We start from the raw sequence: 17,483 nt of genomic DNA on the forward strand, positions 1-17,483 counted from the left end.
GCCGGCATCGAGGCCGGCATCTCCTGCCTGAAGCGTGCCTATGGTCTGGCCCGCTGCACCTGGCGTGGGCTCGACCACTTCAAGACTTATGTCTGGTCCTCGGTGGTCGCTTACAATCTCGCCCTCTTCGCCCGCCTCAGACCGAACTGACTCCCATGTCGCCAGCCAAAACCGGACCGGCGGAACGCCGGCAGTTGCCAATGCGCGCATTTCCACCAGAAATCCTGGCCGCCGCAATTAGCACCCATAAGCCACACCGCATGGCTTCAAAGCGGCCACCAAGCGGAACCCAAACGCGCTGCAAGCACTAGAAAACCAGCCGTTTATGGACGGGCACTAGCTAGAAATCCACCACCTTGCCGTCGACGATCGTCACACGACGATCCATACGGGCGGCGAGTTCGTGGTTGTGGGTCGCAATCAGCGCTGCCAAGCCCGATTGGCGCACCAGCGCTTCCAAGGCATCGAAAACATAGCTCGCGGTTTCCGGATCAAGATTTCCCGTCGGTTCGTCCGCCAGCAGCAGACTCGGCGCATTGGCGACGGCGCGGGCAATCGCGACGCGCTGCTGCTCGCCACCGGAAAGCTCCCCGGGGCGATGGGTACCGCGATGGCCGATCCGCATGTAGTCGAGCAGCTGGCCGGCCCGCTCCTTCGCTTCCTTGCGCGGCAGGCCAGCGATCATCTGCGGCATCATGATGTTCTCGATCGCGGAGAATTCCGGCAGTAGATGATGGAACTGGTAGACGAAGCCGATTTCGTTGCGGCGGATCATGGTGCGCTTGTCGTCCGACAAGCCGTCGCAGGCATGGCCATTAATCGTCACCTCGCCGCCGTCGGGATGCTCAAGCAGGCCGGCAACATGCAGCAGTGTCGATTTTCCCGTGCCTGACGGTGCGACGAGGGCGACGATTTCGCCGCTTTTCAACGTAAAATCCGCACCTTTGAGGATCGAGAGCAGCGTCTCGCCCTGGCCATAGTGGCGCTCGACACCGGAAAGCTTGAGAACGGTATTCCGTTTCATGAACAGGGCATTCCTTATTCGTAGCGCAGGGCCTGCACGGGATCGAGCTTGGAGGCTCGCCATGCCGGGAAGATGGTGGCGAGGAAGGACAGTGTCAGCGCCATAATCACAACAGAGAGCGTCTCTCTGAGGCTCATTTCTGCCGGCAGTTGGCTGAGGAAATAGAGCTGCGGATCAAACAGCACCGTGCCGGAAACCCAGGAGAAGAACTCGCGGATTTTCTCGATATTGATACAGACAATGACGCCGAGCAGAACGCCGGCCAACGTGCCGACGACACCGATTGCCGCGCCCGTCATGAAGAAGATGCGCATGATCGCGCCGGAGCTTGCGCCCATCGTGCGCAGGATGGCGATATCGCTGCCCTTGTCCTTCACCAGCATGATGAGGCCGGAAATGATATTCAGCGCAGCAACGAGAACGATGAGCGTCAGGATCATGAACATGACATTGCGCTCGACCTGCAAGGCCGAAAAGAAGGTCTGGTTGCGTTGGCGCCAGTCGGTGATCGCAATCTGGCGGCCGGCCGCGGCTTCCACCTTCGGCCGCATATTGTCGATGTCGTCGGGATTGTCGACGAAGAGTTCAATGGATTGAACCAGCCCCTCGGCATTGAAATAGAGCTGTGCTTCCTCGAGCGGCATGTAGATGATCGTGGCGTCGTATTCCGACATGCCGATCTCGAAAATGCCCGAGACCTTATAGGATTTGACCCGCGGGTTGACGCCCATCGGCGTGATGTCACCCTCCGGTGATATCAACGTGATGCTGTCTCCAGCCTGGAGGCCGAGCTGCTCGGCCATACGCGAGCCTATCAGTACGCCTTGTCCTGCGGCGAAACCAACAAGGTCGCCGGACTTGATGTTGCCGGAGACAGTCTTCACCTTGTCCAGGTCTTCAGGCCGGATACCACGGACCAGCGCGCCCGTCCCGGCTCCGCCCTGCCCCGACGCCAGTGTCTGCCCCTCCACCAGCGGGAGCGCCAATTTTATACCCGGCACGGCAGCAAGTCTGTCGGTCAACGCCGGATAGTCGTTGAACGGCGTATCGACGGGCTGAACGATCATGTGCCCGTTGATGCCGAGAATGCGGGAGATCAGCTCCGTACGAAATCCGTTCATCACAGCCATGACGATGATGAGCGTGGCGACACCGAGCATGATGCCGATGAAAGAAAAGCCGGCGATCACCGAAATGAACGCCTCCTTGCGGCGGGCACGCAGATAGCGCCACGCCACAAGCCGTTCGAAGGCGGAAAATGGCCGGCTGGCCGGCGCCGAGCCGGATTTGGAACCCTGCTGCTGGCTCACCGCTGCATCTGCCATTTTGTCTCCCGCCTGCTCAGCCCAAGAGCTTGTTGATCGCCGCGTCGATGGTCATCGTTTCACGGGCGCCCGTCTTGCGGTCCTTCACTTCTACTTCGCCGCTCGCAACCGCCCGCGGGCCGGCGATGATCTGCAGCGGAACCCCGATCAGGTCGGCGGTCGCAAATTTCGTCCCGGCGCGATCGTCTGTATCGTCATAGAGGACATCCTTACCGGCGTTCGACAGCACCGCATAGATCTTCTCGCAGGCCGCATCGCACGCCGCATCACCGGCCTTCATGTTGATTACGACCGCATCGAACGGCGCCACGGACGCCGGCCAGATGATTCCGTTCTCATCATGCGATGCTTCGATGATGGCGGGAACAAGGCGCGTCGGTCCAATCCCGTAGGAACCCATGTGGACAGTATGTTCCTTGCCATCCGGACCCTGCACTTTCGCGCCCATCGGCTCCGAATACTTGGTGCCGAAGTAGAAGATGTGGCCCACTTCGATGCCGCGGGCGGAGAGGCGGTCGCCTTCGGGAACCGCATTGAACGCAGCTTCGTCATGCATCTCCGATGTGGCTGCATAAAGCGATGTCCACTTGTCGAAGACAGCCTTCAGGCCCTCGACGCTCTCGAAGTCGGTATCTTCGGCCGGGATATCAAAGTTCACGAAGTCCTTGTGGCAGAACACTTCGGACTCGCCGGTGTCGGCCAGGATGATGAACTCATGGCTGAGATTGCCGCCAATCGGGCCGGTATCGGCGCGCATCGGAATAGCGCGTAAGCCGAGGCGGTCGAAGGTGCGCAGATAGGCGGTGAACATCTTGTTGTAGGAGTGCTCTGCATCTTCGCGCGTCAGATCGAAGGAATAAGCGTCCTTCATCATGAATTCGCGCGAGCGCATGGTGCCGAAGCGCGGACGGATCTCGTCGCGGAACTTCAACTGGATGTGATACAGGTTGAGCGGCAGGCTCTTGTAGGACTTCACGTAGGACCGGAAGATATCCGTGACCATTTCCTCGTTCGTCGGGCCATACAGCATCGGCCGATCCTGGCGATCCTTGATGCGCAGCATTTCCTTGCCGTAGGCGTCGTAGCGCCCGCTTTCCTGCCATAGCTCAGCAGACTGCAGCGTCGGCATCGACAACTCGATCGCGCCGGCGCGGTTCTGCTCCTCGCGGATGATGTTGTTGACCTTGTCCAGGACGCGCTTGCCGAGCGGCAACCAGGAATAGATGCCCTGCGACTGCTGCCGGATCATGCCCGCGCGCAGCATCAGCCGGTGAGAGACGATCTCCGCTTCCTTGGGATTTTCCTTGAGGATGGGCATGAAATAGCGAGACAGGCGCATGGCGAATTCCAGAGCTGTTGAGACACCGCAGGTCGCGGAATCGAAGGCGATTACAGATATTGGCAGCGTTCATAACTGCTTCGCGAAAGGAAAGAAACCCGCGACGGGCTCAAGCGGCCTTCCGTTAAAGCATGTTCGCACTTGCGAAGCAGACAAAGTAAGAAAAAGGCGGAATTATAATGGTTTGTACGAAATTCTTATCAACAGAAAAAATTTGCTGGAGTGTAGCAAAAATGCAAAAAAACCTAATGACAAAGCCCAATCTTTGAGCTAGTTTTAGCCCACAAAACAGGCAGGGAGCTCAAATCCCTGTCGATTTCGCGGTCAAGTCTTGGGAGGATCAGATCTTAGGCGCGCTTGTCGCAGCCCCGGCAACGGATAAGGATCACGCGATACTTAAAACAAGGCTTTCAGCCTTGTTTTTTTTTGGCTTTTCGCTGCTCAAGAAAATTCTGGAATAGCTCGCCTGCCGTTACGCAATGCCCGTATCACGTAACGGCACCTCCATGCCGCAACTTCATGACACGTAGTATGACAGCCGCAATCTGCATCCGCCCAAAAACTGGGCAAACGCCCTTAGACGTTCGAAAATGACGGGCCGATCTGCGGCAGGGCGTCGAAGCCCCATCCGAAGTAATTCGAAGCAATATACCAAAGCGCATAGATGATGGCAGAAATGAGCGTTGTCATCGAGAAGACAAAGACAGGCCGGAACCGGGTCGGCGCGCTCGGGACGGTGCCGGGAACGACGTCGTTATCCTCTGCCTGCGTGCGCAGGCCGATCGGGAGCACGGCAAAGAGGGTGATCCACCACACGATAAAGTAGACGGCGAAGCCCTGTAGAAATATCTGCAGCATCGAATTGTCCCGCTAGGCTCTCTGCGGTTATCGCAGTTGCCGTGCTTATAGGCCGAAATACCCGTCAACTCAAAGCCGGTTCAGACCCCTTCCCAACTTTTGCGGGATTTCGGTCACTCTGCCGCAGGCTTGCTCAGACCTGCTCGAGCTCGATCAGGGTGCCGAAGAAATCCTTCGGATGCAGGAAGAGCACCGGCTTGCCATGCGCGCCGATCTTCGGCTCGCCGCTGCCGAGCACTCTTGCCCCGCGTTGGGTCAGCTGGTCGCGGGCGGCGAGGATATCGCCGACCTCGTAGCAGATATGGTGCATTCCGCCGGACGGGTTCTTGTCCAGGAAAGCCGCAATTGGCGATTCCGTTCCCAACGGCTGCAGGAGTTCAATCTTGGTATTCGGCAACTCGACGAAGACGACGGTGACGCCGTGTTCCGGTAGAGCCTGCGGGGCTGAGACGGTTGCGCCGAGTGTGTCCCGATATGCAGCCGATGCGGCCGCAAGGTCGGGAACGGCGATAGCAACGTGGTTGACCCGGCCGAGCATTCGTCAGACCTTCGTAACAAAGACTGTGACGACGGGTTTCTTCCCCCAGGTCTGGTTTGCCGCTGCGCGGATAGCACGGCGAACCGACTCCTGCAGCAGGTCGAGATCCTTGCGGCGAGCCCGCGGAATGCTTTCGATGGCACCAACTGCAGCATCATAGAGCGTGTCTTCCATCTCGTCGCCCTCGTCGTCGTAGACAGGCAGGCCGATTGCAACTAGGTCCGGATCGCCGACGATATCGTAGCGGCTGTCGATCACGACGTTGACGGCGACGTGGCCGACATAGGAGAGCTTCTTACGCTCGCCGATGCCCATTTCGTCAAAATCGCCGATCAGCGCGCCGTCCTTGTAGATGCGGCCATGCGGCGCCTCGTCAATCACCTCGACTGGTCCTGGCGCCAGACGAAGAATGTCGCCGTTGCGCACGCGCGGCACGATCGAGATGCCCGACTGCTCCGCGAGTTCCTTGTGTGCCGTCAGGTGCGTCGCCTCGCCGTGCACCGGCACGACGATCTTCGGCCTCGTCAGCTCGTACATCTTCTGCAGCTCGTTGCGGCGCGGATGTCCGGAAACGTGGACAAGAGCCTCGTTGTCGGTGATCACATGGACACCCTGCTCGATGAGGCCGTTCTTGATATCCTGAATCGCCTTCTCGTTGCCGGGAATAGCGCGCGAGGAAAATACGACGATATCGCCGGAGGCAAGCGCCACGTTGCGCATCTCGTCGCGCGAGAGTTTGGCAAGGGCCGCGCGTGGCTCACCCTGGCTTCCCGTAAGTATGACGACCACTTTGTCGCGTGGAATATAGCCGTACTCGTCTTCTGAAATGAACGGCTTGATGCCTTCCATCAGGCCGATATCGCGGGAAACGTCGACCACGCGCTTGAGCGAACTGCCGAGCAGAAGGACCTCGCGGCCTTCAGCCTCCGCCGCCTCGGCTACTGTGCGGATACGGCCGACATTCGATGAGAACGTCGTCACCGCGACGCGACCCTCGGCATTCTCGATGATCTTGCGCAGGCTCTCCGAGACGTCCTTTTCCGAGGGCGAGACACCGTCGCGCAGGGCGTTGGTGGAATCGCACATCAGCGCCAAGACGCCTTCATCGCCGAGCTGGCGGAAACGCGTCTCGTCCGTCAGCGGACCGAGAGACGGCTCATGGTCGATCTTCCAGTCACCGGTATGGATTACATTGCCGAGTGGTGTGCGGATCACCAGCGACATCGGCTCGGGAATGGAATGGTTGACCGCGACGCCCTCGACACTGAAGGGGCCGGCATTGACGGTATCGCCCGCCGTAAACAGTGTCACCGGAATCTCACCGATGGCCGACTTCTCGAAGTTTCGCTTCGCCTCGAGCAGCCCGGCGGTAAAGGCCGAGGCATAGACCGGGACATTGAGGCCCGGCCATAGATCGGCGAGCGCGCCGTAATGGTCCTCATGGGCGTGGGTGATGAAGATCGCCTTCAGGCTCTTCCGCTCGCTCGCGAGATAGCGAATGTCGGGCAGCACAAGATCGACGCCCGGCAGGTCAGGTCCGGGGAAGGTGACGCCGCAGTCGACCATGATCCACTGGCGATGGTCCGGCGGGCCGTAGCCATAAAGGGCGAGATTCATTCCGATCTCGCCAACGCCGCCCAACGGCAGAAATACCAATTCGTCCTGCTTCGCCATATTATTCTTTTTTCCAATCAACCAAAGAAGACATCGCCGGCAGCAATCGTCATCATCCTGCCTGCGCCAGTATCCAGCATCAACAGGCCATTATCATCAATTCCGGCGAAGTGGCCGGAAATCGACCGGTCCGGCAGGTTCACAGTTATCTTTTCGCCGATACCGCAGGCGACTTGGCGCCAGCGTTCGGTGATTTCGCGCACTCCACGGCCACGATCCCATGCCTCGAGGACTTCGGCCATCGACGCGAAGAGATGCGCGAAAACCTCTTCAGGGGAAGCAGAGCTCCCCTGCTCGCGTAGGCAAGTCACGGGGTAAAGCGGGTTGTCGGGCATGAAAGCGACATTGATGCCGATACCGATGACGAGCGCGTGGCGCCCGTCAGGCAGAGCTTCGGCCTCGACGAGAATGCCGCAGGTCTTCTTTCGCCCGATCAGGATATCGTTCGGCCATTTCACTTCCAGCCGCTCGGCCGTGTGCGGCAACACCTGGCGCACGGCCTGATGCACTGCGACGGCAATCGCCAGCGGCAGCGAGCCCAGACGCTCCATGGGCGCCGGATCGATAAGGAGAAGCGAGGCATAGAGATTGCCCCGCTCGGAAACCCAGGGGCGACCCCGGCGGCCACGGCCGCCGGTCTGCTTTTCCGCCGTGATCCAAAGGAGACCGCGGTCCCCTGCCCGCGCACGGGCAAGGCATTCGCTGTTGGTGGACGATGTCTCCGACAGAGCCTCGTGCCTGAAATCGTCGAGCGATATCCGGCGCCGTGCCTCGGAGTTCATCAAAAGAGCGTCGCAGCAGCAAGCTCGGCTGCGCCGCCGATCGGACCGCCGATGAGGACATAGGCGAGAACGAAGAGACCGGAGACACCGAAGACCAGGCGCAGCGAACCGGACACGCGTGCAAATTCGTCGGTGGCTTCATCGAACCACATTAGCTTGATGACGCGGAGATAGTAGTACGCGCCGACGACCGATGCGAGAATGCCGATGATGGCAAGCGCATAGAGCTTTGCCTCAATTGCAGCGACAAACACGAAGTACTTCGCGAAGAAGCCTGCGAGTGGAGGAATACCGGCCAGCGAAAACATCAGGATGGTCAGCACCGTCGCCATGAACGGATTGGTGGTCGACAGGCCGGCCAGATCGTTGACCTCCTCGACAACCGTGCCGTCCTTGCGACGCATCGACATGATGATCGCAAAGCTGCCGAGTGTCATGACCATGTAGATGACCATGTAGAGCATGACACCCGAGACGCCGGTCTGCGTGCCGGAGGCAAGACCAACCAGCGCATAGCCCATGTGGCCGATCGACGAATAGGCCATCAGGCGCTTGATGTTCCTCTGACCGATTGCGGCGAAGGAGCCGAGCAGCATGGAGGCGATCGAAATGAAGACCACGACCTGCTGCCAGTCGGCCAGAACCGGCTGGAAGGCGGTAATGACGATGCGGGTCATCATCGCCATCGCAGCAACCTTCGGGGCGCTTGCAAGGAAAGCCGTGACCGGGGTCGGCGCACCTTCATAAACGTCCGGCGTCCACATATGGAACGGAACGGCCGAAATCTTGAAGGCGATACCGGCAAGGATGAAGACAAGGCCGAAAATGAGGCCGAGCGAACGCGCGCCGTCAACGGTCAATGCCTGAGCAATCGCAGCGAACTGCGTGTGGCCGGTGAAGCCATAGACCAGCGACATGCCGTAAAGCAGCATGCCCGAGGAGAGCGCGCCGAGCACGAAGTACTTCAGACCGGCTTCCGTGGACTTGACGCTGTCGCGATTGATCGCAGCAACGACGTAGATCGCCAGCGACTGCAGTTCGAGGCCGAGGTAGAGCGAGATGAGGTCGTTGGCCGAAATCATCAGCAGAATGCCGAGCGTGCAGAGCACGAGCAGCACCGGAAACTCGAACTTGTCGAGCTGGTTTTCCCTGGCAAGGCCGAGCGACATGAAGAGCGCCACCATCGAGCCGACCAGCGCCGTGATCTTCATGAAGCGACCAAAGCCGTCCGACAGGAAGACGCCGCCATAAGCAACGCCTTCACTCGGAACGAAGATCAGCCAGAGAGCGGCCGCCGCCAGCACGATCAGCGCGAGAACGCTGACCATACGGCCGGAGCCCGAGAAGACGCCGACCATCAACAACACCAAGGCGCCGACCGCGAGGATCAACTCCGGAATGGAAAGATGCAGGCTTGCGAGAATTGTTTCAGAGGTCATGTCCCAAAAGTCCCGTCATCATTTCATCGACAGCGCAACGTCGTGCGCTGCCTGGACTGCGGCCGTGTAGCTATGGATCAGCTGGTCAACCGATGCAGCGGTCACATCGAAGACCGGAGCCGGATAGACGCCGAAGAAGATGGTCAGTGCAATCAGCGGATAGAGGATCAGCTGTTCACGCCGAGAAAGATCGAGCAGCGCCTTCAGCTTTTCCTTTTCCAGCGCGCCGAAGATGACCCGGCGATAGAGCCAGAGCGCATAGGCAGCGGAGAGGATAACGCCCGTTGCGGCGAAGAGCGCGACCCAGGTGTTGACGCGGAAGACGCCAATCAGGGTCAGGAATTCGCCGATGAAGCCCGAGGTGCCCGGCAAGCCGACGTTTGCCATCGTGAAGACCATCATCGCAACGGCGTATTTCGGCATGTTGTTGACCAGACCGCCATAGGCCGCAATCTCGCGGGTATGGGTTCGGTCGTAGATGACGCCGACGCAAAGGAAGAGAGCGCCCGAGACGATGCCGTGCGACAGCATCTGGAAGATCGAGCCCTGCAGACCCTGCGCGTTGGCCGCAAAGATACCCATCGTCACGTAACCCATGTGGGCAACGGACGAGTATGCGATCAGTTTCTTCATATCGTCTTGCATCAGGGCCACCAGCGAGGTGTAGATGATGGCGATAACAGACAGCGCAAAGACGAGCGGTGCGAAGAACTCGGAGGCAACCGGGAACATACCGAGCGAGAAGCGGATCAGGCCGTAGCCGCCTAGCTTCAGGAGCACGCCGGCCAGGATGACCGAGCCGGCCGTCGGCGCCTGAACGTGCGCGTCCGGAAGCCAGGTGTGAACCGGCCACATCGGCATCTTCACCGCGAAGGACGCGAAGAAGGCAAGCCAGAGCCAGGTCTGCATCTGTGGCGGGAACTGGTAGGCGAGCAGTGCCTGAATATCGGTCGTGCCGGCCTGCCAGTACATCGCCATAATGGCGAGCAGCATCAGAACGGAGCCGAGCAGCGTGTAGAGGAAGAACTTGTAGCTGGCGTAGACGCGATCCTTGCCGCCCCAGACACCGATGATGAGGAACATCGGAATGAGGCCGGCTTCGAAGAAGACGTAGAAGAGAACGATATCAAGCGAAACGAAGACGCCGACCATCATCACTTCCAGGATCAGGAAAGCGATCATGTAGTCCTTCAGGCGCTTCTCGATCGACAGCCAGCTCGCCAGCACGCAGAAAGGCATGAGGAAGGTCGTCAGGATCACGAAGAGCATCGAGATCCCGTCAACGCCGAGATGATAGCTGATGCCGGTGCCCAGCCAGCCATGCTTCTCGATCATCTGGAAGCCCGGGTTCGCATTGTCGAAACCGATCCAGAGGAAGAGCGAAAGGACGAACGTCGCGACCGTCGTAATCAACGAGATGTTGAGGACGTTGCGGCGGCCACTCGGACCGTTTTCATTCATCAGCAGTAGGAGCACCACGCCGACGAGCGGCAGGAAGGTGACCGTTGAAAGAATAGGCCAATCGGTCATCAGAAGGAACTCCCGAGCATCATCCAGGTAACAAGCGCCGCAACGCCGATCAGCATGGCGAACGCGTAGTGATAGAGGTAACCAGTCTGCAAGCGCACGACGCGGTTGGTGACATCGACGACGCGGGCAGCGATGCCGTTCGGGCCGTAGGTGTCGATGACGCCGACGTCACCCTTTTGCCACAAGAAGCGGCCGAGCGCCTTTGCCGAGCGTACGAACAAGAAGTCGTAAAGTTCGTCGAAGTACCACTTGTTCAAGAGGAACTGGTACAAAACCCGATGCTGCTTGGCGAGGACGCGCGGCGTCGACGGCGACTTGATGTACATGTACCAAGCGGTGACGAAACCAACAAGCATGGCGATAAAGGGGCTGAGGCCGACCCACGCTGGAACGTGGTGGAATTCTTCCAGCAGTTCATTGTGCTCGGAGGTGAAGAGCGCACCCTTCCAGAACTCAGCGTATTCCTCGCCGTAGAAACGGCCTTCGAAAAGGACACCGGCAAGAACCGCGCCGGCGGCAAGTAGGTAGAGCGGAACCAGCATGACTTGCGGAGATTCATGAACGTGGTGCATGACTTCGTGCGAAGCGCGCGGCTGACCGAAGAAGGTCAGGAACGCCAGACGCCAGGAATAGAAGCTGGTGAAGAGAGCTGCGATGACCAGAAGCGTGAAGGCAAAGCCTGCGACCGGCGAATGCGACGCGTAAGCCGCCTCGATGATCACGTCCTTGGAGAAGAAGCCCGCAAAGCCGATCGGGGTGAACGGGATGCCGACGCCGGTCAGCGCCAGCGTGCCGATCGTCATCATCCAGAAAGTGACCGGGATGTGCTTGCGCAGACCGCCCATGTAACGCATGTCCTGCTCGCCATCGACGGCGTGGATCACCGAGCCGGCACCAAGGAACAGCAGAGCCTTGAAGAAGGCGTGCGTAAAGAGGTGGAAGATGGCCGCGCCATAAGCGCCAACGCCGAGCGCGACGAACATGTAGCCGAGTTGCGAGCAGGTCGAATAAGCGATGACGCGCTTGATGTCGTTCTGCACGAGGCCGACAGTCGCGGCGAAGAAGGCCGTAATGGCACCGATCGTCGTTACGAACACAAGCGCATCTGGCGAAAGCTCGAACAGCGGCGACATGCGGGCGACAAGGAAGACACCTGCGGTAACCATGGTTGCGGCATGGATAAGTGCCGACACCGGCGTCGGGCCTTCCATTGCATCAGGCAGCCAAGTATGCAGCAGGAACTGTGCCGACTTACCCATTGCGCCCATGAAGAGCAGCAGGCAGGCGCCGGTCAGCGCTTGTGCCTTGTCCAGGTGCATACCGAAGAGGTTGAGAACGATTTCGCCGCCCTCGCCGCCGGCTTCGGCCGGAGCAAAGCTCGCAGCGTTGGCGAAGATGGTATCGAGATTGATCGCGCCGAAGAGCACGAACAGGCTGGAAATACCAAGGATGAAGCCAAAGTCGCCAACGCGGTTGACAATGAAGGCCTTGATCGCAGCGGCGTTTGCCGACGGCTTCTTGAACCAGAAGCCGATGAGCAGGTACGAAGCCAGACCAACGCCTTCCCAGCCGAAGAACATCTGGGCCAGGTTGTCGGCGGTCACCAGCATGAGCATGGCGAAGGTAAAGAGCGAGAGGTAGGCAAAGAAGCGCGGACGATGCGGATCATGATGCATGTATCCGATCGAATAGACGTGTACCAGCGTCGAGACCGTGTTGACGACGATCAGCATGACCGAGGTCAGCGTATCGATGCGCAGCGACCAGGAAACGTCAACGCCGCCGGACTGGATCCAGCGCAGGACCTCGACCTTGATCGGACCACCTTCGTGGTGGCCCATGCCGACCGTAATGAAAACGTACCACGAGAGAACGGCGGCGATGATCATCAAACCGCAGGTAACGTATTCCGATGCCTTGGCGCCGATCGCGCGGCCGAAGAGCCCGGCGATGATCGCGCCAATCAGGGGAAGAAAGACGATAGCTTTATATAAAAACATGAGCCCTCAGCCCTTCATCATATTGACGTCTTCGACGCCGATCGAGCCGCGGTTGCGGTAGAAGACGACGAGAATTGCAAGACCGATGGCCGCTTCAGCAGCAGCAACGGTCAAAATGAACAGTGCAAAAACCTGGCCGACGATGTCGTTGAGGAATGACGAGAAGGCGACCATGTTGATGTTGACCGCAAGCAGGATGAGCTCGATCGACATCAGGATGACGATGATGTTCTTCCGGTTAAGGAAGATGCCGAAGACGCCGAGCGTGAAGAGGATGGCGCTGACCGTCAGGTAATGGGAAAGTCCGATGACCATTGTGTTTGTTCCTTAAGCTCGCGCCTGCCTCAAACGCCCTGCCCCGGCTTGACTTTGACCACCTCAACGGCGGTCGCCGGATTGCGGGCAACCTGTCTGGCAATGTTCTGCCGCTTGATGTGTGTGCGATGCTTCAGCGTCAGCACGATTGCACCAATCATAGCGACGAGCAGCACGAGACCAGCGATCTGGAAGAAGTAGACGTAATTCGTATAGAGAACGTCGCCGAGTGCGGCGGTGTTGGTGCGCTCGGTCAGAGCCGGGATCGGCATCGCGACCGTCTTGGCGATCTCCGGCGAAATGACCGTGCCGCCGACGACAACGATGAGCTCCGCCGCCAGGATCAACCCGATGATCGCACCGATCGGCGCGTATTCGAGAACGCCGGCGCGCAGCTCCGTGAAGTCGATGTCGAGCATCATGACCACGAAGAGGAAGAGAACCGCCACGGCACCGACGTAAACGACGAGCAGGATCATCGCCAGGAACTCGGCGCCAAGCAGCAGGAAAAGGCCGGCCGCGTTGAAGAAAACCAGGATCAGGAAAAGAACCGAATGTACCGGATTCTTCGACCAAATGACCATGAACGCCGACGCTACCGCGACAAAGGCGAAAAGATAGAAAAATAGAGCCTGCAGACCCATGTTGGTGCCTTTTTCATCTTCCCCCGGGCAGCCGGGAGTTTCCCTGCCCGATGAAGCTTCGCGGGACGGGATCCGGCAAAGCCTCGGTGCATGTTGACCGGAAGCCACGCAACGGGCGGCACTCCGGCATTTCAATTTCGATCAACGGTACGGTGCGTCCAGCGCGATGTTGCGCGCGATTTCGCGCTCCCAACGGTCGCCGTTCTCCAGAAGCCGCGCCTTGTCGAAGTAGAGTTCTTCGCGGGTTTCCGTTGCAAATTCGAAATTCGGACCTTCGACGATCGCATCGACCGGGCACGCTTCCTGGCAGAAGCCACAGTAGATGCACTTGACCATGTCGATGTCGTAACGAACCGTGCGGCGCGTGCCATCGTTGCGGCGTGGGCCGGCTTCGATGGTGATCGCCTGGGCAGGACAGATCGCCTCGCAGAGCTTGCAGGCGATGCAGCGCTCTTCACCGTTGGGATAGCGACGCAGTGCGTGTTCGCCGCGGAAGCGCGGGCTGACCGGCCCCTTTTCGAACGGGTAGTTGATTGTTGCCTTCTGCTTAAAAATGTACCGGAAGGTCAGCCAGAACGCACTGACGAATTCCTTCAGGAACAGCGAGCTGACAGCGTTGGACAAGCCTGCCATCTTCAACCTCCAATTTTGCTTGAAACGAGGGCCGGCATGATCATGCCCAACCCGTCAGCTTCAGCACGAATGCAACGATAACGACCATGGCAAGCGACAGCGGAAGGAAGACCTTCCAGCCGAGGCGCATCAGCTGGTCGTAGCGATAGCGCGGCACGAATGCCTTGACCATCGCGAACATAAAGAACACCAGGCACGACTTAAGCGTGAACCAGATTACGCCCGGAACCCAGTTCACGAACCACACGTCGACCGGCGGCAGCCAGCCTCCGAGGAACAGGATCGTCGTCAGCGAGCACATCAATACGATGGCCGCATATTCGCCGAGCATGAACATCATGTAGAGCGAGGAGCCGTATTCGACCATGAAGCCGGCGACGAGTTCCGATTCTGCTTCCGGAAGGTCGAAAGGCGGGCGGTTCGTTTCGGCAAGCGCCGAAATGAAGAAGATGATGAACATCGGGAATAGCGCCAGCCAATGCCAGTCGAGGAACGACGACGGCAGACCGAGACGCGTGCCGAGGCCGGCCTGCTGGGCATGGACGATATCCGTCAGATTCAGCGAACCAACGCAGAGCAGCACGGTGACGATAACGAAGCCGATCGAGACCTCGTAGGACACCATCTGCGCGGCGGAACGCAGTGCACCGAGGAACGGGTACTTCGAGTTCGAAGCCCAGCCGCCCATGATGATGCCGTACACTTCGAGCGACGAGATCGCGAAGATGTACAGGATGCCGACGTTGATGTTGGCGATGACCCAGCCATCTGCCAGCGGCACGACGGCCCAGGTCGACAGCGCCAGAAGCACGGTGACGAGCGGCGCCAGCAGGAAGACCGCCTTGTTGGCGCCGGCAGGAATGACCGGCTCCTTGAAGACGAACTTCAAAAGATCGGCGAAGGACTGGAAAAGGCCCCACGGGCCCACCACGTTCGGACCGCGGCGGAGCTGCACGGCCGCCCAGACCTTGCGGTCGGCCAATAGGATGTAGGCGATAAAGACGAGCAGGCAAACCAGAAGAAGAAGCGACTGACCGACCATAAGGAGGCCGGGCAAGACATAAGTTGAAACAAACGATTCCATAGTCCCTGCCCTTACTCTGCCGCGACTTTGAAGTTATTGCGGGCCAATGCCGAGCACTCGGCCATCACTGCCGAAGCGCGCGCGATCGGGTTCGTCAAATAGAAGTCTTTGACCGGCGACGCAAACCCGGATTTGTTCATCTTGCCGGCTTTTTTCGCAACTGCGGCAATTTTGGCGCTGTCGCTTTCAGCGATCTCGTCGAGCGCTGCGAAATGCGGGAATGCCGCATAGAGCTTTGCACGCAATTCGCCAAGCGAATCAAATGGAAGCTTCTTGCCGAGCACGTCGGAAAGCGCACGCAGGATTGCCCAGTCTTCGCGGGCGTCGCCCGGCGCGAAGCCTGCGCGATTACCCATCTGAACACGACCCTCGGTGTTGACCCAGGTGCCAGACTTTTCGGTATAGGCAGCAGCCGGCAGGATGACGTCGGCATGATGGGCGCCGTTGTCGCCGTGCGAGCCGATGTAGACCGTCAGCTTTGCCTTCTTGGCGGCGAAATCAAGCTCGTCGGCGCCGAGCAGGAAGAGAACGTCCATGGACGCCAGCATCTCTGCAGCGTTGACGCCCTTTGCGCCCGGAACGAAGCCGAGGTCGAGGCCGCCGACACGCGACGCAGCAGTATGGAGGACTGCAAATCCGTTCCAGCCTTCGACAACCGCGCCGACGGTGCCGGCAAGCTTAGCTGCCGTTGCGAGAACGCCAGCGCCATCGGTGCGCGACAGAGCGCCCTGGCCGATAATGATCATCGGCTGCTTGGCATCCGTCAGAACCTTCGTGAAGGCATGGTTGCCGTCGACGAGATCCTTCAGCGTATCCGGGCCAGCGCCGAGATATTCATAGTCATAGCGCAGTTCGCCGGCTTCGCCGATCAAGCCGATCGGGAAGTTGCCGCGACGCCAGCGCTTGCGGATGCGGGCGTTGAGCACGGCCGCTTCGAAGCGTGGGTTGGCGCCGATGATCAGCAGCGCGTCCGCCTGTTCGATGCCCTCGATTGTCGGGTTGAAGACGTAGCTTGCACGCCCGAGCGACGGATCAAGTGCCGTCCCATCCTGACGACAGTCGAGATTGTCGGAACCGAGTGACTTCACCAGCTCCGACAAAGCGTACATTTCTTCGACGGATGCGAGGTCGCCGGCAATCGCGCCGACCTTTTCGCCGCTGGTCGCGGCCACGGCAGCCTTGATCGCACCGAAGGCTTCGCCCCAGGTCGCTGCCTGCAATCGGCCATCCTTGCGGACGTATGGGCGGTCGAGGCGCTGCGTCTTCAGGCCGTCCCAGATGAAGCGGCTCTTGTCGGAAATCCACTCTTCATTGATCTGGTCGTTAACGCGCGGCATCACGCGCATGACTTCGCGGCCGCGCGTGTCGACACGGATGGCGGAACCGAGCGCGTCCATGACGTCGATCGTTTCGGTCTTGCTCAACTCCCACGGACGCGCCGTGAAGGCGAACGGCTTCGAGGTCAGCGCGCCGACCGGGCAGAGGTCAACGACGTTGCCCTGTAGCTCGGAGGTCATCGCCTGCTCGAGGTAGGTGGTGATTTCGGCGTCCTCGCCGCGGCCGATCAGGCCGAGTTCGGAGATGCCGGCCACCTCGGTCGTGAAGCGAACGCAGCGCGTGCAGTGAATGCAGCGGTTCATGACCGTCTTGACGAGCGGTCCGATATATTTGTCTTCGACGGCGCGCTTGTCTTCCTGATAGCGCGAGCTGTCGATGCCGAAGGCCATCGCCTGGTCCTGCAGATCGCATTCGCCGCCCTGGTCGCAGATAGGGCAATCCAGCGGATGGTTGATCAGCAGGAATTCCATCACGCCTTCGCGGGCCTTCTTGACCATCGGCGTGTTGGTGAAGACCTCCGGAAGCTCGCCGTTCGGACCGCCGCGGATATCGCGCACGCCCATGGCGCAGGATGCCTGCGGCTTCGGCGGGCCGCCCTTTACCTCAACGAGGCACATGCGGCAGTTGCCGGCAACCGAAAGGCGCTCATGGAAGCAGAAGCGCGGAACTTCAGCACCGGCTTCCTCACACGCCTGCAGCAGCGTGAAATGATCCGGAACTTCGATCTCGTTGCCGTCAATCTTCAGTTTTGCCATCGTCACTCAGTCCTGTTTTCCGTTTGCCGGATGGCGGCAAACAAACCCACTTTGCAACAGTTTCGCTGCCAGGCCGGATTCTTGTCCCGTTGGCATCGGTGTCGCTCAAATTCTCTGCTCACCCCGAGATCCGGGATCAGCTTTCGGCCTCTGCGGTTTCGGGCCCCTGCCCTTCACTCTTCAGCCTTGACCTTGCTCCGGCCGT

15 protein-coding genes and 1 pseudogene are annotated in these 17,483 nt (G+C 59.6%); 1 reads left to right on the plus strand and 15 read right to left on the minus strand.

Annotated features, from left to right (window positions below; translation table 11 throughout):
* Window positions 1–150: pseudogene (locus FHX09_RS18140) on the plus strand (ISNCY family transposase); the annotation flags it as partial.
* A gap of 190 nt (window positions 151–340) precedes the next feature.
* Here the strand turns inward: FHX09_RS18140 and FHX09_RS18145 are convergent.
* The 15 genes from FHX09_RS18145 to nuoG form a co-directional block, all read right to left on the minus strand.
* A complete protein-coding gene (locus FHX09_RS18145) occupies window positions 341–1,024 on the minus strand; it encodes an ABC transporter ATP-binding protein (protein WP_007789702.1) in 684 nt (227 codons plus the stop codon).
* 14 nt (window positions 1,025–1,038) lie between these two features.
* The gene (locus tag FHX09_RS18150) at window positions 1,039–2,349 is read right to left on the minus strand and encodes a lipoprotein-releasing ABC transporter permease subunit (protein WP_007789700.1); all 1,311 of its coding nucleotides are present in this window, start codon (window positions 2,347–2,349) and stop codon (window positions 1,039–1,041) included.
* A gap of 16 nt (window positions 2,350–2,365) precedes the next feature.
* On the minus strand, window positions 2,366–3,688 hold the full coding sequence (gene proS / locus FHX09_RS18155) for a proline--tRNA ligase (RefSeq protein ID WP_132593996.1): 1,323 nt from the start codon (window positions 3,686–3,688) through the stop codon (window positions 2,366–2,368).
* Window positions 3,689–4,264: 576 nt separating this feature from the next.
* Complete coding sequence (locus tag FHX09_RS18160; RefSeq protein WP_007789695.1) at window positions 4,265–4,546, minus strand: DUF1467 family protein; 282 nt, start codon at window positions 4,544–4,546, stop codon at window positions 4,265–4,267.
* A gap of 133 nt (window positions 4,547–4,679) precedes the next feature.
* Complete coding sequence (gene mce / locus FHX09_RS18165; RefSeq protein WP_132593994.1) at window positions 4,680–5,084, minus strand: methylmalonyl-CoA epimerase; 405 nt, start codon at window positions 5,082–5,084, stop codon at window positions 4,680–4,682.
* A 3-nt stretch (window positions 5,085–5,087) separates the two neighbouring features.
* Window positions 5,088–6,758, minus strand: coding sequence for a ribonuclease J (locus tag FHX09_RS18170; protein ID WP_132593992.1), 1,671 nt, complete (start codon window positions 6,756–6,758; stop codon window positions 5,088–5,090).
* A 17-nt stretch (window positions 6,759–6,775) separates the two neighbouring features.
* Window positions 6,776–7,540: a biotin--[acetyl-CoA-carboxylase] ligase gene (locus FHX09_RS18175; protein ID WP_007789682.1), complete on the minus strand. Its 765-nt coding sequence runs from the start codon at window positions 7,538–7,540 to the stop codon at window positions 6,776–6,778.
* Window positions 7,540–8,979: an NADH-quinone oxidoreductase subunit NuoN gene (nuoN, locus tag FHX09_RS18180; RefSeq protein ID WP_184450493.1), complete on the minus strand. Its 1,440-nt coding sequence runs from the start codon at window positions 8,977–8,979 to the stop codon at window positions 7,540–7,542. The genes FHX09_RS18175 and nuoN overlap by 1 nt, the downstream gene beginning before the upstream one ends.
* An 18-nt stretch (window positions 8,980–8,997) precedes the next feature.
* Entirely contained in the window at window positions 8,998–10,509 is a 1,512-nt protein-coding gene (locus tag FHX09_RS18185) for an NADH-quinone oxidoreductase subunit M (protein WP_007789678.1), read from the minus strand.
* Window positions 10,509–12,509 carry an NADH-quinone oxidoreductase subunit L gene (gene nuoL, locus FHX09_RS18190; RefSeq protein ID WP_007789675.1) on the minus strand — a complete coding sequence of 667 codons (2,001 nt, stop codon included), beginning with the start codon at window positions 12,507–12,509 and terminating at the stop codon, window positions 10,509–10,511. The genes FHX09_RS18185 and nuoL overlap by 1 nt, the downstream gene beginning before the upstream one ends.
* A 6-nt stretch (window positions 12,510–12,515) precedes the next feature.
* A complete protein-coding gene (gene nuoK, locus FHX09_RS18195) occupies window positions 12,516–12,824 on the minus strand; it encodes an NADH-quinone oxidoreductase subunit NuoK (protein ID WP_007531803.1) in 309 nt (102 codons plus the stop codon).
* Window positions 12,825–12,853: 29 nt separating this feature from the next.
* Entirely contained in the window at window positions 12,854–13,468 is a 615-nt protein-coding gene (locus FHX09_RS18200) for an NADH-quinone oxidoreductase subunit J (protein ID WP_007789673.1), read from the minus strand.
* 141 nt (window positions 13,469–13,609) lie between these two features.
* Entirely contained in the window at window positions 13,610–14,101 is a 492-nt protein-coding gene (gene nuoI, locus FHX09_RS18205; RefSeq protein WP_007789671.1) for an NADH-quinone oxidoreductase subunit NuoI, read from the minus strand.
* 40 nt (window positions 14,102–14,141) lie between these two features.
* Window positions 14,142–15,185, minus strand: coding sequence for an NADH-quinone oxidoreductase subunit NuoH (gene nuoH, locus FHX09_RS18210; RefSeq protein ID WP_007789669.1), 1,044 nt, complete (start codon window positions 15,183–15,185; stop codon window positions 14,142–14,144).
* 11 nt (window positions 15,186–15,196) lie between these two features.
* Window positions 15,197–17,278: an NADH-quinone oxidoreductase subunit NuoG gene (gene nuoG, locus FHX09_RS18215; RefSeq protein WP_132593988.1), complete on the minus strand. Its 2,082-nt coding sequence runs from the start codon at window positions 17,276–17,278 to the stop codon at window positions 15,197–15,199.
* Between the last annotated feature and the right edge of the window lie 205 nt (window positions 17,279–17,483).

Source organism: Rhizobium sp. BK538 (assembly GCF_014197575.1).
Classification (GTDB): domain Bacteria; phylum Pseudomonadota; class Alphaproteobacteria; order Rhizobiales; family Rhizobiaceae; genus Rhizobium.

What these genes read in the sequence shown, in the direction of transcription:
- FHX09_RS18185 (WP_007789678.1), bottom strand. Translation starts at nt 10,509, where the DNA reads ATGACCGATTGGCCTATTCTTTCAACGGTCACCTTCCTGCCGCTCGTC.
- FHX09_RS18170 (WP_132593992.1), bottom strand. Translation starts at nt 6,758, where the DNA reads ATGGCGAAGCAGGACGAATTGGTATTTCTGCCGTTGGGCGGCGTTGGC.
- FHX09_RS18200 (WP_007789673.1), bottom strand. Translation starts at nt 13,468, where the DNA reads ATGGGTCTGCAGGCTCTATTTTTCTATCTTTTCGCCTTTGTCGCGGTA.
- FHX09_RS18150 (WP_007789700.1), bottom strand. Translation starts at nt 2,349, where the DNA reads ATGGCAGATGCAGCGGTGAGCCAGCAGCAGGGTTCCAAATCCGGCTCG.
- nuoH (WP_007789669.1), bottom strand. Translation starts at nt 15,185, where the DNA reads ATGGAATCGTTTGTTTCAACTTATGTCTTGCCCGGCCTCCTTATGGTC.
- proS (WP_132593996.1), bottom strand. Translation starts at nt 3,688, where the DNA reads ATGCGCCTGTCTCGCTATTTCATGCCCATCCTCAAGGAAAATCCCAAG.
- nuoI (WP_007789671.1), bottom strand. Translation starts at nt 14,101, where the DNA reads ATGGCAGGCTTGTCCAACGCTGTCAGCTCGCTGTTCCTGAAGGAATTC.
- nuoN (WP_184450493.1), bottom strand. Translation starts at nt 8,979, where the DNA reads ATGACCTCTGAAACAATTCTCGCAAGCCTGCATCTTTCCATTCCGGAG.
- nuoL (WP_007789675.1), bottom strand. Translation starts at nt 12,509, where the DNA reads ATGTTTTTATATAAAGCTATCGTCTTTCTTCCCCTGATTGGCGCGATC.
- nuoK (WP_007531803.1), bottom strand. Translation starts at nt 12,824, where the DNA reads ATGGTCATCGGACTTTCCCATTACCTGACGGTCAGCGCCATCCTCTTC.
- FHX09_RS18160 (WP_007789695.1), bottom strand. Translation starts at nt 4,546, where the DNA reads ATGCTGCAGATATTTCTACAGGGCTTCGCCGTCTACTTTATCGTGTGG.
- FHX09_RS18175 (WP_007789682.1), bottom strand. Translation starts at nt 7,540, where the DNA reads ATGAACTCCGAGGCACGGCGCCGGATATCGCTCGACGATTTCAGGCAC.
- mce (WP_132593994.1), bottom strand. Translation starts at nt 5,084, where the DNA reads ATGCTCGGCCGGGTCAACCACGTTGCTATCGCCGTTCCCGACCTTGCG.
- nuoG (WP_132593988.1), bottom strand. Translation starts at nt 17,278, where the DNA reads ATGGCAAAACTGAAGATTGACGGCAACGAGATCGAAGTTCCGGATCAT.
- FHX09_RS18145 (WP_007789702.1), bottom strand. Translation starts at nt 1,024, where the DNA reads ATGAAACGGAATACCGTTCTCAAGCTTTCCGGTGTCGAGCGCCACTAT.